At 55.7% G+C, this 13855-nt stretch carries 14 protein-coding genes; 7 read left to right on the top strand and 7 right to left on the bottom strand.

Annotated elements, in window-relative coordinates; all coding sequences use genetic code 11:
• Positions 1-9: 9 nt before the first annotated feature.
• Genes TW80_RS09920 through TW80_RS09905 form a run of 4 tightly spaced genes read right to left on the bottom strand, consistent with a single transcriptional unit; the run spans position 10 to position 4308 of the window.
• Positions 10-762: a glycerophosphodiester phosphodiesterase family protein gene (locus TW80_RS09920; protein ID WP_045997253.1), complete on the bottom strand. Its 753-nt coding sequence runs from the start codon at positions 760-762 to the stop codon at positions 10-12.
• Positions 759-1220 carry a RidA family protein gene (locus tag TW80_RS09915; protein ID WP_045997252.1) on the bottom strand — a complete coding sequence of 154 codons (462 nt, stop codon included), beginning with the start codon at positions 1218-1220 and terminating at the stop codon, positions 759-761. The genes TW80_RS09920 and TW80_RS09915 overlap by 4 nt, the downstream gene beginning before the upstream one ends.
• A gap of 53 nt (positions 1221-1273) precedes the next feature.
• Complete coding sequence (locus TW80_RS09910; protein WP_045997251.1) at positions 1274-2578, bottom strand: HlyD family type I secretion periplasmic adaptor subunit; 1305 nt, start codon at positions 2576-2578, stop codon at positions 1274-1276.
• On the bottom strand, positions 2575-4308 hold the full coding sequence (locus tag TW80_RS09905) for a type I secretion system permease/ATPase (RefSeq protein ID WP_045997250.1): 1734 nt from the start codon (positions 4306-4308) through the stop codon (positions 2575-2577). Before TW80_RS09905 ends, TW80_RS09910 begins: the two co-directional genes overlap by 4 nt.
• Positions 4309-4460: 152 nt before the next feature.
• Between TW80_RS09905 and TW80_RS09900 the strand changes: the two genes are divergently transcribed.
• On the top strand, positions 4461-4826 hold the full coding sequence (locus TW80_RS09900) for a hypothetical protein (RefSeq protein WP_045997249.1): 366 nt from the start codon (positions 4461-4463) through the stop codon (positions 4824-4826).
• Between the two features lie 18 nt (positions 4827-4844).
• On the opposite strand, the gene TW80_RS09895 is transcribed toward TW80_RS09900, so the two are convergent.
• Positions 4845-6998 (bottom strand): transglycosylase domain-containing protein, encoded by a 2154-nt coding sequence (locus TW80_RS09895; RefSeq protein WP_045997248.1) that lies wholly within the window; start codon positions 6996-6998, stop codon positions 4845-4847.
• Between the two features lie 273 nt (positions 6999-7271).
• Here TW80_RS09895 and TW80_RS09890 point away from each other — a divergent pair, with 273 nt between their 5' ends.
• From TW80_RS09890 to TW80_RS09865, 6 genes are all read left to right on the top strand, one after another.
• Positions 7272-7610 carry a P-II family nitrogen regulator gene (locus TW80_RS09890; RefSeq protein WP_045997247.1) on the top strand — a complete coding sequence of 113 codons (339 nt, stop codon included), beginning with the start codon at positions 7272-7274 and terminating at the stop codon, positions 7608-7610.
• A 24-nt stretch (positions 7611-7634) separates the two neighbouring features.
• On the top strand, positions 7635-8954 hold the full coding sequence (locus TW80_RS09885; protein ID WP_045997246.1) for an ammonium transporter: 1320 nt from the start codon (positions 7635-7637) through the stop codon (positions 8952-8954).
• 230 nt (positions 8955-9184) lie between these two features.
• Complete coding sequence (gene dgcN / locus TW80_RS09880) at positions 9185-10186, top strand: N-acetyltransferase DgcN (protein WP_045997245.1); 1002 nt, start codon at positions 9185-9187, stop codon at positions 10184-10186.
• Positions 10187-10246: 60 nt separating this feature from the next.
• Entirely contained in the window at positions 10247-11206 is a 960-nt protein-coding gene (gene dgcA, locus TW80_RS09875; RefSeq protein WP_045997244.1) for an N-acetyl-D-Glu racemase DgcA, read from the top strand.
• Positions 11203-12069, top strand: a complete 867-nt coding sequence (locus tag TW80_RS09870; RefSeq protein ID WP_045997623.1) for a D-amino-acid transaminase — start codon at positions 11203-11205, stop codon at positions 12067-12069. The genes dgcA and TW80_RS09870 overlap by 4 nt, the downstream gene beginning before the upstream one ends.
• A gap of 62 nt (positions 12070-12131) precedes the next feature.
• Positions 12132-12758 (top strand): class I SAM-dependent methyltransferase, encoded by a 627-nt coding sequence (locus TW80_RS09865; RefSeq protein WP_045997243.1) that lies wholly within the window; start codon positions 12132-12134, stop codon positions 12756-12758.
• Here the strand turns inward: TW80_RS09865 and TW80_RS09860 are convergent.
• Together TW80_RS09860 and TW80_RS09855 are read right to left on the bottom strand one after the other, a co-directional pair.
• Positions 12755-13048 (bottom strand): DUF1244 domain-containing protein, encoded by a 294-nt coding sequence (locus TW80_RS09860; protein ID WP_045997242.1) that lies wholly within the window; start codon positions 13046-13048, stop codon positions 12755-12757. The two genes, TW80_RS09865 and TW80_RS09860, sit on opposite strands and share 4 nt — an antisense overlap.
• Before the next feature lie 14 nt (positions 13049-13062).
• Complete coding sequence (locus tag TW80_RS09855) at positions 13063-13800, bottom strand: N-formylglutamate amidohydrolase (protein ID WP_045997622.1); 738 nt, start codon at positions 13798-13800, stop codon at positions 13063-13065.
• Positions 13801-13855: the final 55 nt, after the last annotated feature.

Here is a 13855-nt window from a genome sequence, read left to right as displayed (position 1 = left end):
TGGCCGCCGTCAAGCGAGGTAACCCTCGAAGGTCACATTTTCTGCGATCTCGCGTGCCTTTGCTTCTGCTTCGGGCGAACGGATTGTCCAGCACAGCACATTTGCCCCGGCATTCTTTAGCTCTGCGACGCGCGGTCGGTCCAAATCCGTCGCTTCGTGACTGATAAAACATGCCCCTGTACGTGCATAGTCGGGAATATCGCGCAGCTTGTTGCGTGTGGCGTCAGGTATTTCTGGCCAAAATGCAGGCTGGTAGCTGGACGTTGTGATCCCACGGGGGATATGCGGGGCGTGTTTGGCCATTTCCGCCACGCTGTGCGGGTTAAAGGACATGACCGCAACATCGCCAGTGTAGCCGGCCAGCGCGTTTGCGGTCGCGCGCTCCAGCGTGCCGATGTTTGGGCCCATTTGCCCGTCTTGATCCTTAATCTCGATCAGCAGCGGCACCTGACCGCTCACCAGTTCCAGCACCTGCTCTAATGTGGGAATGGTCCCCGGGTCGTCGGTGAGGGTGATTTTGGTCAGGTCTTCGCAGCTGTAGTTCCGGACAGGGCCAGATTTTGCGGTTAGCCTGTCCAGCTTGTCATCGTGAAAGACCATTGCGCAGCCGTCACTGCTCAGTTGGACATCAATTTCGATTCCATAGTCGGCGGCGACAGCCGCCTTGATCGACGCGATGCTGTTTTCGACCCGCCCGTTCGCGCGGTCGTGCAATGCACGGTGCGTAATCGGGCGGGCAAAGAATGACGCGGGCAGGGTCATTTGATTTGGAATATTGCTTCGATTTCGACAGCAACGCCGAATGGTAGGCTGGCCGCGCTGACGGCGGATCGCGCATGACGACCTGCATCACCAAGTGCCGCAACCATAAAGTCAGAGGCGCCGTTGATCACCTTGGGCTGGTCGGTAAAGTCGGGGGTCGAATTGACAAAGCCTACCAATTTCACGACGCGGACCAAACGGTCGATGTCGCCGCCGCAGGCGGCCTTGAGCTGGGCGAGCAAGCTAATGGCGCAGGCTTGTGCCGCATTTGCGCCTGCGTCTGCGTCCAGATCAGCGCCCAATTTGCCGGTGATCAGACCATCTGCATTTGCCGAGATCTGACCAGAAACATGCACCATGTCACCAATCACCACATAGGGTACGTAGTTCGCGGCCGGTGCTGGCGCATCGGGTAGAGTGACGCCCAATTCGGCGAGTTTGGTTTCGATCGTGCTCATGGGAATCTCCTGCTGTTTGCCCGAACGCTAGCGGGCAACGCAGCAGGGTGCAATCACGACTCGCGGAAGGCTTTGGCCAAATAATCGGCGAGCGGTTTGAGCAGATACGCCATGGGGCTGCGATCAGCAGTCCGCATAAAGGCCTCAACAGGCATGCCGGGGATCAGTGCCATATCGGCTGGCAGACGATCAATCTCTCCCTCGCTTAGCTGGACCTCTGCGCGATAAAACGACAGCCCCGAGTTTTCGTTTTGGAATGCATCCGCAGAAACCAAAGTGACCTTGCCGTTCAGTTCCGGCGTGCGGCTACGATCAAAGGCTGAAAACCGCAGGGTGACATCTTGGCCGACATAGATTTGGTCGACATCTTGCACGTTCACTTGCGTTGCAATCACCAGCGGGCGGTCTTGGGGGATCAAGAAGAGCACCGGATCGGCAGGTAGGATCACGGATTGCTGGGCAAAGACCTGCATCCCATAAACAATGCCCGACACGGGTGCGCGAATATCAAGTCGATCAAGCTGGCGGCGCAAAGTGCGTCGCCGTTCCGCAAGTTCAAGCTGGTTATACTGTAGATCGCGCAGCCGGGTGATCGCCTCTTCGCGGCGGGTGGTGGCAAGGCTGAGGATTTGTAGATCAATTTCGGTTGTGCGTTCTGCAGCCTGTGCGGCCTGCGCAGTAAGTTCACCCATTGTGCCAAGCAAGCTTGCCTCTTCGCGCTGAAGGGCAAGAACGCGGCTGGCTTGGGCAAGTCCGCGATCAAGCAGGCTTTGCTGATCTTGCAATTCTTGTTCGATCAAATTGCGCTGCGTCGAAAGCGCGGTTTGCTGGGCTTTGATCCCGTCGATCTGGCTGGCAATCTGGGCGCGCTGCTGGGTGAGTTGTTCAACTGCGCCCTCGTTGGATTCAAGTCGCGCCTCGAAAAGTCGCGTTTGCCCCGCGATCAATTCAGCGACTTCTGGTGTGTCGACTTCGGTCAGCGTCGGTGAAAACGTCAGCATTTGGGTGTTATCGCGCTCTGCCTCGAGCCGGGCACGCCGCGCGAGAATTTCAAACAACTGACCTTCGACAACGGCCAGTTCCGACTGCAAAATCGTCGGGTCCAGCCGGATCAGCAGGTCTCCTTCGGCAACGGAATCGCCTTCGTCCACCAAAATTTCGGATACGACTCCACCGTCAGGGTGTTGGACGACCTGACGGTTGCGATCCACCTCAATCTGGCCACTGGTAATCACCGCACCAGTGATTTGCGCAATAATTGCCCAACTTCCAAAGCCGCCAACCAAAATGAGCAAGGTGAGCATGCCAACGAACATATGGCGTTTGGCAGACCAGCGTTGTTTGGATTGATCGGTCATGTGACGCCTCCTGCTTTGCCGCTGGCGCGTTGGATTTCACCGTGGTTCTTAACTAGTTCCGCCATAACCGCGTCTTTGGGGCCATAGGCGCGTCTTGTTCCGTTTTCGATCACAAGCAACGTGTCGCATTCCTGAATCGCTGCGGGGCGGTGCGCCATGATAAAGATGACCTTGCCTTCGGACTTTAGAATTTTGATTGCTTTGTTCAGGGCGACTGAACCCTCGTTATCAAGGTTCGAGTTCGGCTCATCCAAGACCAGAACCACGGGATCGCCATAAAGCGCGCGGGCCAGTCCGATGCGTTGAATTTGCCCGCCTGACAGCCGCCCTCCGGTCGCTGAAACTCGCGTGTCATAGCCGTCCGGCAAACGCAGGATCATTTCATGGGCTGCGGCCTTTTGGGCGGCCTTGACGACCTCGGCATCGTTTGGCTGCATCGACATGCGGGCGATGTTTTCTTTGATGGTACCATCAAAAAGCTGCACGCGCTGGGGAAGGTAACCGATGTGTTGGCCCAGAATGTCAGGGTCGTATTGTTCGAGCGATGCGCCGTCCAGCCGAACATTTCCTGATGCCGGTTGCCAGACACCTGTCAGCACACGGGCAAGTGTCGATTTACCTGCGCCAGAGGTGCCAATAACGCCCACGGCCTGACCGGGTTTCACCTCAAAACTGATCCCGCGCAGCGCAGGTAGCTTTTCACCCGGCGGCACAACGGTGACCTGTTCGACACGCAGTGCTGCTTTGGGTTTGGGCAGCTCTGTGCGTGGCATGTCAGGCGGTACCGCGCTTAGCAATGTGCCCAGATTATGCCAGCCTTCGCGTCCGCGTTGGAAAACAGCCCATTGTCCGACGATTTGTTCAATCGGGGCCAGACCCCGCCCAAGCAAGATTGACCCAGCAATCATAGCGCCCGGTGATAATTCATTGATGAGCACCAGATAGGCCCCAAGCCCAAGCATCGCGGACTGCAAAAACAGCCGGAACGTTTTGGTCATCGCGGTGAATGTACCAGAGGTATCGGCCGAAGTTATCGTGGCGTCCAACGATTTGCCGCGCGCGAGCTGCCAACGATCAAACGCCGCACCGCGCATACCCAGCGAATGAACCATTTCGCTTTCTGCGCGGATCTGGTTGCCCAATTGATCGGCTGTAAACCGGGTCGCGTTCGCCTCGGCCAGCGGCTTGCGACTGGTCACTTGGTTCGCGATCGCCACGGTGATCAATACGACAGCACCACACAGGGCGAGGATGCCGAGCAGCGGGTGGAAAATGAAAATCCCGAAAAAGAACAGTGGCGCCCAAGGTAAATCAAACAATGACATGAGCGCCGGGGACGTGATCAAACGCTGCACCGATTCCAGATCGCGCAATCCGGTTGCGGCCTCGCGTGGTGCGCGTGATAGCGTTGTTGCCCGCATCACGGCGGCAAAGACAGGTCGGTCCAGTCTCGCCTGAAAACGCGCGCCAATCCGTCCCATGACCCGACCGCGCACATAATCCAGAATCCCCATCATTCCGTATAGGAATGCAACCAGCCCCGACAGCGCGATCAACGTCTCGAATGAACGCGAACTCAGCACGCGGTCATAGACATTCAGCATATACAGCGGTCCAGTAAGCATCAGAAGATTAACGAAGAAGCTGAAAATCGCGACGGCCCAATAGAGCGAACGGCTCTCTTTGCGCGCGGCACGCAGTTGCGCCCGTCCTGTCGGATAAGATGACATTTGCTGGTCTTTTCCTTGCATCGTAAACCTGCCGTGCAACCTATAGAAAAATGTGAATGAGGTAACTGCTTATCTGCTGATAATTGCTGCGAGAGAACAAGATTAAAGTAAACGATTGATCAATATGGCGAATTATCGCAAAGATCAATCGCATGAAATATCTGACTAATTTTTCGTGCGCCCTCGCGTTTGTGCTGCCAACTGTTGCGCTCTCTGGTCCATATGATGGGCTATATAAACAAACCGTGCATTCTGAATGTGCGCTCGTTGGCGTTGAGGGTGGGACGCTCAAGATCGCGGAAAGCATTTTTCACGGTGTCGAAATGGAATGCCGCATGACAAACCCTGTTGATATCAACGATATGGATGCGACCATCTATCAGATGGAGTGTTCTGGCGCAGGGCAAACATGGACCGAGCGATCAATTCTGATGAATGACGCCGAAACAGATGGGCTGATCATGGTTTGGAATGGCTATGCCTTCCGTTACGAGCGCTGCGAAGAAGGCGAATTGTAATTCGCCTTCGCTCTTGGCTTAGTTCGGCAGGATCGTTTCCAGCAGGTTCAGGATGTCCTGATCCAAAACTTCACCACCCTCACTTTGCAATATCCCTGATTGCGCGGGCCGTTCTGGTACTTGCATGGGCAACGGTGTTGGCGTCTTGCCGTCCAATACGCGGGTCATTGTTTCGCGCCAGATCGTTGCGGGCAATCCGCCCCCGGTCACACCGCTGAGAGGTCGGTTATCGTCATACCCCATCCAGACACCGGTGACATAGTCTCCGGTAAAGGCAATGAACCATGCGTCGCGCGCACCTTGGGTTGTGCCCGATTTCCCGGCAATTTCCCATCCGTCGATACGGGCACGGGTTCCGGTCCCTTCTTCAACCACTTTGGTCATCATCCATGTGAGTTGCCTCGCAGCTTGTTGTTGGATGATCCTCTCGCCGATACCTGCGCCTTGCGCATCCATCAGCGGTTCATTGTCGCCGCGAATGCGTAGATCGGTCAGCCCATAAGGTGTCACCTGCGATCCGCCATTCAGGATACCCGCATAGGCACCGGTCATTTCTAGCAGCGTGCTTTCGGAAACGCCCAGGGCAAGGGCCGGGCCCTCGGCCAGATCACCATGCAGGCCAAACCCGTTCGCGACATTTCGGACAAGTTCACGGCCAACGTCCTCTGACAGAACAATTGCGGGGATATTTCGGCTTTCGGCAAGTGCTTGGATCAGCGTGACAGGCCCCTTGAATTCACGGTCATAGTTTTCAGGACACCAATCGCTGGTCCCGCGGCGTTTCCAACATGCAGGATCATCATCAACCATCATATATGGAGAAAGGCCCAAATCCAGCGCAGCGGCAAAGATGAATGGCTTAAACGCCGATCCCGTTTGGCGATTGGCCTGAGTGGCGCGGTTGAATGCGCCGGTTTCACCGATATTGCGGCCCCCAACCATCGCGCGCACGGCACCGTCTGCGGACATGACAACGATTGCAGCCTGCGCTTCTGATCCTTCGCGTACCTCTGTTTCAAAGACCGAGATCATCGCTTCTTCGGCGGCGGCTTGAATCTCAGGATCAAGCGTTGTGCGGATAAAGACGTCTTCGGTTGTGTTGCGGGTAAAGGATTCAGGACCGCTGCGCATAATCCAATCCGCAAAGAAGCTGGCGGTATTGGCGCGCGCCGTTTCTGACAGCGTTGCTGGATTGGCACGGGCATCATCCGCCTGCGCCTTGCTGAGATAACCCTGAGCCTCCATCAAGCCAATCACAACGGCAGCTCGGTTCTGAGAGCGCTGCAAATTGCTCGTCGGGGCAAGCGTTGACGGAGCCGTAAGCAACCCGGCCAGCATCGCAGATTCCGCAGGGCTAAGCGCCATTGCGGGAATGCCAAAGTAGCGCTGTGCTGCGGCCTCGAACCCGCGTGCGCCAGCGCCAAGATAGGCGCGGTTGAGGTAGATCGTTAGAATTTCGTCCTTTGTATAGGCGATTTCCATGCCGACCGCATAAACAGCCTCGCGCGCTTTGCGCCAAAGCGATCCCTGACGACAGTCATTTTCATAGTCGGCCTCTGACTCCCACTTGGTCGGGTCAAAGGGCACGCCAAGGCACAAAAGCTTGGCGGTTTGCTGGGTGATCGTTGAGCCGCCGTGCCCAGACAGCGGACCACGCCCTTCGCGTAGGTTGATCCGCACCGCTGATGCAATGCCGCGTGGCGAAATGCCAAAGTGTCGGTAGAACCGTTTGTCTTCGGTCGCGATAACGGCGTTCCTGAGATGGCCAGAGACAGTGTCGACAGTGATCATTCCGCCGAACTGATCCCCACGCCAGGCAAAGACCTCTCCCCGGTAATCAGTCATCGTGACAGAGCCGCGCGTCCGTCCGTCGATGAGTTCCTGCACGGGTGGCATTTGTGCGGCAAAGTAGAACGAGAACCCGGCGATAATCATCCCGACGACCAATCCCAACCGCCAACTCACGGCCCAGATCATCCGCACGGCCCACTTAAACGGGAGCAACACCCAGCCCAATAGAGTTCTGGGTTTGGCTTGCTTGGCCACCTTGCGCCGCGCCGCTGGTTTTTTGCGTGGCGTTTTCTTGGGCGCTGGTTTCTTTTTTGCGGTCCCGTTCGCAGGGTAGCGCTTTTCTGCGACCAAAGGTGATCGCTTATTGCCGTTTCCACTCATGTTCTGCTCGATCGACTGTTTGTCTGATTTTTTACCAGCATAGCGTGAAGAATCTCGAATGTAGAGCGCGATGAGTCGCGCATGCTTAGTTTTTAATGTGCTGCAAAATTAAGCAGTCATTGCGATTTGTGCAAAAATTGTGCAATAGTGCCTGCTTTTGGGGCGTTCTGATAGCGGCCCAACCTTGCCCGCGTAGTCAGCACGCGGTTTCTGTCTCTTTGCGAGCGAGCGCTGCCAAGAGCGTTTTGCACATGAATTTGCAAGGGGAAGAACGTGAAACTCATCATTGCAACAATTAAGCCGTTTAAGCTCGAGGAGGTCCGCGAGGCGCTGACCGCCGTGGGTGTTCGCGGCATGATGGTGTCTGAAATCAAGGGCTTCGGGTCGCAGTCCGGTCATACTGAAATTTATCGCGGCGCAGAATACGCTGTGAACTTTGTACCAAAAGTTAAGCTCGAAGTCGTTGTGCCTGACTCAATGGCAGACCAGGTGGTTTCCACCATCGCATCCACCGCCAAGACCGAGAAAATCGGTGACGGTAAGATTTTCGTTCTCGACGTGGAAAGCGCCCTGCGCGTGCGTACCGGCGAGACCAATGATGACGCGTTATAAACGCGCGAAGCAAGGGACAGAATAATGAAACTCACTAAATCACTCCTTGTTGGTGCGGGCCTTGCGGCTTTGCCAACATTTGCGATGGCACAGGACGCTACGCCAACGTTCGACGAAATCGGCCCGTATATCATGACGACCCTGCTGTTCCTTGTGGGCGGCTTTTTGGTGTTCTGGATGGCAGCAGGTTTTGCTATGCTCGAAGCTGGTCTTGTGCGTTCCAAGAACGTGACAACGCAGCTCACAAAGAACATGGCGCTGTTTTCAATCGCGGCGATCATGTATTGGCTGGTTGGCTTTAACCTGATGTACCCCGCAGAATGGATGGTCGAAGGCTGGCTTGGCCCGTTCTTCTCGATCACTTCGCTAGAGCCAGTTGGTCTGGACGCTGCAGATGCATCGCTTGACTATGCATCGGTTGCTTCTGACTTCTTCTTCCAGCTGATGTTCTGTGCGACAACTGCATCGATCGTTTCTGGTACATTGGCTGAGCGTATCAAGCTGTGGCCATTCCTGATCTTCGTGGTTGTGCTGACTGGCTTCATCTACCCAATCGAAGCATCTTGGCAGTGGGGCGGCGGCTTCCTGTCTGAAATGGGCTTCTCCGACTTTGCTGGTTCTACTCTGGTGCACGCTGCCGGTGGTTTCGCAGCCCTTGCTGGTGCCTTTGTTCTGGGGCCACGTATCGGCAAATACAAAGACGGCAAAACCATCCCAATGCCAGGTTCTAACCTGACACTCGCTACACTGGGTACATTCATCCTGTGGCTGGGTTGGTTCGGCTTTAACGGTGGTTCGCAGCTGGCTGCGGGTACTGTTGGTGACATCACTGACGTTGGCCGTATCTTTGCAAACACCAACATGGCTGCTGCTGCCGGTGCTGTTGCTGCACTGATCCTGACACAGCTCATGTACAAAAAGGTCGATCTGACCATGGTACTGAACGGTGCGCTTGCTGGTCTGGTTTCGATCACAGCTGGTCCGCTTGACCCGTCGCTGTTCGGTGCACTTTGGATTGGTGCTATCGGTGGCGTGATCGTTGTCTTTACAGTTCCACTGCTGGACAAACTGAAAATCGACGACGTTGTTGGCGCGATCCCAGTTCACCTGATCGCTGGTTTCTGGGGTACGATGGTTGTTCCTGTCTACACAGACGGCACAAGCTTTGTGACACAGTTCATCGGCTTTGCTGCAATCGGTATCTTTGTCTTTGTTGTCAGCTTGATCGTTTGGATCATCCTGAAAGCAACCACAGGTATCCGCGTATCCGAAGAAGCTGAGATCAACGGTCTCGACGTTTCTGAGCTGGGTATGGAAGCTTATCCAGAGTTCTCGAAAGGCTGATACCCTTCCGTCAGGTTTTCAATACTTACCCGGGCGTTCGCGCCCGGGTTTTTTTGTGGGTGGGTGGATCAAGATCCACCCTACGTATTTCACGCAATAAAATCTTGCACTTTTGTTAAACTACACAAAATTATCCCGCATTTTGAGGTTTATGCCGTAATCTTAGCGAAGCAATTTCGTCAAAGGCGCGTAATCCTACGAATAACCTTTCTTTGTTAGCGGAGCCTCCCATGATCCAAACCCCGTATCTACTATTTCTAGGTGACGCACCTGACCAACTTGCTGCGAAGGTGGCGCAAGGGATCAAAGACTGGCGGCCTGACAATGCAGTTGGGCAATTTCGTATGCCGGGCTGTCTAGCCGATGCGGGGCTGAAGGATATGACGCTGGCAGAGGCGAAGGCCGCAGGCGCAAAGACCCTTGTTATTGGTGTTGCCAACCGCGGTGGCGTGATCTCCGATGCTTGGAAAGCTGTTCTGGTGGAGGCGCTCCAGCAAGGTTTCGATATTGCGTCTGGCTTGCACAACCTATTGCGAGACGAAAACGAGTTGATGGCCGCCGCACGTGTGAATGGGCGGACACTGTTTGATGTGCGCATTCCTTCGGTGGCGTATCCGATTGCTAATGGCAAGAAACGGACTGGCAAACGCTGTCTGGCCGTAGGCACAGATTGTTCGGTGGGCAAGATGTATACTGGGCTTGCGATGGACGCAGAGATGCAAAAGCGCGGGATGAAATCTACGTTCCGTCCGACTGGGCAAACTGGAATATTGATCACCGGCGGTGGTGTGCCGCTGGATGCGGTAATTGCGGACTTTATGGCGGGTGCTGTCGAGTATCTGACGCCGGACAATGACCCGGATCACTGGGATCATATCGAGGGGCAGGGCAGCTTGTTCCATGTGTCCTATTCAGGCGTGACGATGGCTTTGATTCACGGCGGGCAACCGGATGCATTGGTCCTGGCTCATGAGCCTACCCGGACGCACATGCGTGGGCTGCCCGAGTATGATCTGCCGAGCCTTGAGGCTTTGCGCGATACCGTGCTACCGCTCGCGCGGGTCGCCAACCCTGCCTGTCAAGTTGTCGGGATATCTGTCAACACGCAGCATATGAACGAACAAGAGGCGTTGGAGTATCTTCAGCAGGTTGAAGATCGCATGGGATTGCCGACCGTTGATACCTTCCGCCAGGGAGCGGGCCGACTGGTCGATGCACTTGCGGGGCTGTAAGATCAAATTTAGCTAAATTTGATCGCCGCCACCGAGTAGTTGAAAATAAGAGTAGGCAAAATGCAGATACAGGTCACCCGCGATACATTTCGGCTCGCGCAGGTTTTTACCATTAGCCGTGGTTCGCGCACGCAAGCCGAGGTGTTAACGGTTTCGGTCACTGACGGCGCATATGTGGGGTATGGCGAATGCGTGCCCTACGCGCGGTACGCTGAAAGCCTGGGCAGCGTCACGGCCCAGATCAATGGGTTTTCCGGCGACTGGGCAGAATTACCCGAGGCCCTTCCAGCTGGTGCGGCCCGGAATGCGCTTGATTGTGCGTTCTGGGATTTAGAGGCCAAAAGGTCTGGCAAACGGGTTTGGGAGCTTATGGGGCTTCCTTCACCGCGCCCAGAAATCACAGCCTATACCCTTTCGCTGGAGACCCCAGAGGTGATGGAACGAGAGGCCGCGAATAACGCGTTTCGCCCGCTCCTCAAAATCAAACTGGGGACACCGGACGACATGCCCCGGCTAGAGGCGGTGCGTCGTGGTGCGCCGAATGCGCGGATTATCGTTGATGCGAACGAAGGCTGGACTGCCGATGTCTATGCCGATCTTGCCCCGCATTTGGTCAGGCTTGGGGTGCAAATGGTAGAACAACCGCTGCCCGCGGCAGATGACGGCATGCTAAGCGAGGTGGATCGCATCGTGCCTGTTTGCGCAGACGAAAGCTGCCACGACCGCGCAAGCCTTCCTGCGTTAAAGGGCAAATACGACTTGGTGAATATCAAGTTGGACAAGACCGGCGGGCTCACCGAAGCGCTTGCATTGAAAGAGCAGGCAATCGCTCAGGGCTATGGCGTGATGGTTGGCTGCATGGTTGGATCATCGCTTGCAATGGCCCCAGCGACGATAATCGCGCAGGGCGTGGCCTTTACGGACCTTGACGGCCCGCTCTTATTGGCCGAAGACCGTGACCAACCACTGATTTTTGATGACAAAGGCGTGCACGCACCTGCCGCCGCTTTATGGGGATGATCATGCGCACAGTTTATGTCAACGGCGAATACCTACCTGAAAACGAAGCTAAGATTTCGATCTTTGATCGCGGTTTCCTGATGGCCGATGGCGTTTACGAGGTGACCTCGGTGCTGGATGGCAAGCTGATTGACTTTGACGGCCACGCAAAGCGGCTAGAGCGGTCTTTGAATGAACTTGAAATGCCGCATCCAGATGTGTTGCCAGATTTGCTTGAGGTGCATCGTGAACTGGTCCGCCTAAACGATCTCGAAGAGGGCATGATCTATCTACAGATCACGCGCGGCGCACCTGATGATCGCGATTTTGTATTCCCTGATCCAGAAGCGACCAAACCAACCGTTGTCCTGTTCACCCAAAGCAAGCCGGGGCTGGCCGATAACCCAACCGCAAAGAAGGGGATCAAGATCATCTCGATCGAAGATCAGCGCTGGGCGCGTCGTGACATCAAGACGGTCCAGTTGCTTTATCCATCAATGGGCAAGATGATGGCAAAGGCCGCCGGCGCAGATGATGCGTGGATGGTCGAAGACGGTGCGGTGACCGAAGGGACATCGAACAACGCCTATATCGTCAAAGGAAACACCATCATTACCCGCCATCTGGGCAATGAGATTCTGCATGGCATTACGCGTGCGGCCGTTCTGCGCTTTGCCCGCGAAGCACAGATGCAGGTCGAAGAGCGCAGCTTTACCATCGCTGAGGCGCAAGAGGCTGACGAGGCGTTCATCACGTCAGCCAGCACATTCGTGATGCCTGTGGTCGATATTGATGGCGCATCAGTTGGCACGGGCGCACCTGGTCCAGTCGCCGCGCGTTTGCGCGAAATCTATCTGGAAGAGAGCCGCAAACTCGCGATTTGATCACAGCCTGATTGATCCTCTGTTTCGCTGTGACGGCATCGATAATCTGTTAAGTTGGCGGCATGAGTAGTGCCGCACAACAGATCATTTCGCTTTACCGCCGTCATGCAGCGGCGTGGGTACGTGCGCGTAGCACGAGCCTGATGGAAAAACACTGGCTGGATCGTTTCGTTGATCCGCTGCCTGCTGGGGCGCGATTGTTGGATATTGGTTGCGGGGCAGGTGACCCGATCGCGCGATACCTGATGGGACGTGGATTTGCGCTGACTGGGGTGGATTCATCTCCCGAACTCATTGCCATCGCGCAGGAAAAAATGCCTGCGGCGCGCTGGTCCGTTGCTGACATGCGCGAATTGCAACTGGATCAACAGTTTGACGGGATGTTGGCATGGGACAGCATGTTTCACCTCACGCCAGATGATCAGCGACTTATGTTTCCCATTTTTGCTGCGCACGCCAATTTAGGGGCGCGGCTCATGTTTACCAGCGGCCCTGCCTATGGCGATGCGATTGGCGAATTTGAAGGCGAGCCGCTCTATCATTCCAGCCTCGACCCCAGTGAATATCGTCTTTTGCTTGATCAAAACGGGTTCGAGGTCGTCGACCATATCGTCGAGGACCCCGATTGTGGTTTTCGCACTGTTTGGCTCGCCCGGTTTGTCAGGGCCAGCCGTTCAGGCGCGATCTAACCGTGTGATTTCTTGAATGCCTCTTGGGCTTCGGCGCTTGCTTCGGTTTGGTGCTTGGCCTTCCATTCTGCAAATGGCATGCCGTAAAAGGCTTCGCGGCCCTGATCCTTGTCCATTGCAATACCGCGCTCATTAGCGGCCTCTTGATACCAGCGCGACAGGCAGTTCCGGCAGAAACCAGCAAGGTTCATCATGTCGATGTTTTGTGCATCAGGGCGGTCCTCCATCAGGTGCTGACGTAGGCGGCGGAATGCGGCGGCTTCGATTTCGATACGGGTTTGGTCATCCATTATTTTAGTCTCCGTCAAAGCCCGGTTTGGGCAAGTACATCTGTCAATATAGGCGCAAGCCGCTTGGCCCACAGTATTTGTCCAGCCTCGTCCGCGATCAAGTCGTTGCGTACTTCGATCAGAATATTGGGGCGGTCGTGTTGTAGCGCGTGTCGGTCAATCGCGTCGCCTTCGAGGTGACCAGAATAGGGTTGGTTGTCGCCCACACACCAGCCCTGCGCCTCGCAGGCGGCAATAAACGGATGCGCCAGTCGCGCGTCACTGGCGTAGAGAATTCCGACCTCCCATGGACGGGGCGGACGCCCGCGTAGCTGTGGCGTGAAACTATGGATCGCGCAGATGACGGGGTTGTCCATTTCGTCCGCAAGCTTTGCATAGGCCGCGTGGTACGGGCGATGCAGCTGCGCGAGACGGCGTTCTTTTTCGGCTGCGTCGGCGTGACGGTTCGCCGGAATAATGGTGCCATCATAAAGTCGCATGAGCAGAGTCGGGTCGTCTTCGCCCCGGTTTGGGTCAATGACGAGCCGTGAAAACCGGGACAGAACGGCTGGGCTGTCTAGTTCTTGTGCGAGATGCCGTGTTACGCCCGCCGCGCCCACATCATAAGCAATGTGCCTTTGCATGTCGGTTTCGGGTAACCCGAGGTCCCCGTTGTTGAGCCAGTCGGGAACAAAATTTGATGCATGGTCACAACTTAGCAGCCAGCGCCCCGGGCGCTCTGCGCCGATAACTTCGAATGGAGAGTGTGTCATCTGTGGTGTCATTCCTTTGTCACCTGATTTAGGCTAGTTGTGGTGGGAATGGAAT

It is taken from the genome of Loktanella sp. S4079 (genome assembly GCF_000967725.1).
Lineage (GTDB): Bacteria > Pseudomonadota > Alphaproteobacteria > Rhodobacterales > Rhodobacteraceae > Yoonia.
The sequence above is the reverse complement of the archived record's forward strand: the minus strand, read 5'-3'. Positions and strand labels throughout refer to the sequence as shown.

Excerpts from the sequence above, each read along its gene's own strand:
- TW80_RS09870 (WP_045997623.1), top strand. The coding sequence starts at position 11,203 with ATGATCATGCGCACAGTTTATGTCAACGGCGAATACCTACCTGAAAAC.
- TW80_RS09905 (WP_045997250.1), bottom strand. The coding sequence starts at position 4,308 with ATGTCATCTTATCCGACAGGACGGGCGCAACTGCGTGCCGCGCGCAAA.
- TW80_RS09860 (WP_045997242.1), bottom strand. The coding sequence starts at position 13,048 with ATGGATGACCAAACCCGTATCGAAATCGAAGCCGCCGCATTCCGCCGC.
- dgcN (WP_045997245.1), top strand. The coding sequence starts at position 9,185 with ATGATCCAAACCCCGTATCTACTATTTCTAGGTGACGCACCTGACCAA.
- TW80_RS09910 (WP_045997251.1), bottom strand. The coding sequence starts at position 2,578 with ATGACCGATCAATCCAAACAACGCTGGTCTGCCAAACGCCATATGTTC.
- TW80_RS09915 (WP_045997252.1), bottom strand. The coding sequence starts at position 1,220 with ATGAGCACGATCGAAACCAAACTCGCCGAATTGGGCGTCACTCTACCC.
- TW80_RS09855 (WP_045997622.1), bottom strand. The coding sequence starts at position 13,800 with ATGACACACTCTCCATTCGAAGTTATCGGCGCAGAGCGCCCGGGGCGC.
- TW80_RS09895 (WP_045997248.1), bottom strand. The coding sequence starts at position 6,998 with ATGAGTGGAAACGGCAATAAGCGATCACCTTTGGTCGCAGAAAAGCGC.
- dgcA (WP_045997244.1), top strand. The coding sequence starts at position 10,247 with ATGCAGATACAGGTCACCCGCGATACATTTCGGCTCGCGCAGGTTTTT.
- TW80_RS09885 (WP_045997246.1), top strand. The coding sequence starts at position 7,635 with ATGAAACTCACTAAATCACTCCTTGTTGGTGCGGGCCTTGCGGCTTTG.
- TW80_RS09865 (WP_045997243.1), top strand. The coding sequence starts at position 12,132 with ATGAGTAGTGCCGCACAACAGATCATTTCGCTTTACCGCCGTCATGCA.
- TW80_RS09920 (WP_045997253.1), bottom strand. The coding sequence starts at position 762 with ATGACCCTGCCCGCGTCATTCTTTGCCCGCCCGATTACGCACCGTGCA.
- TW80_RS09900 (WP_045997249.1), top strand. The coding sequence starts at position 4,461 with ATGAAATATCTGACTAATTTTTCGTGCGCCCTCGCGTTTGTGCTGCCA.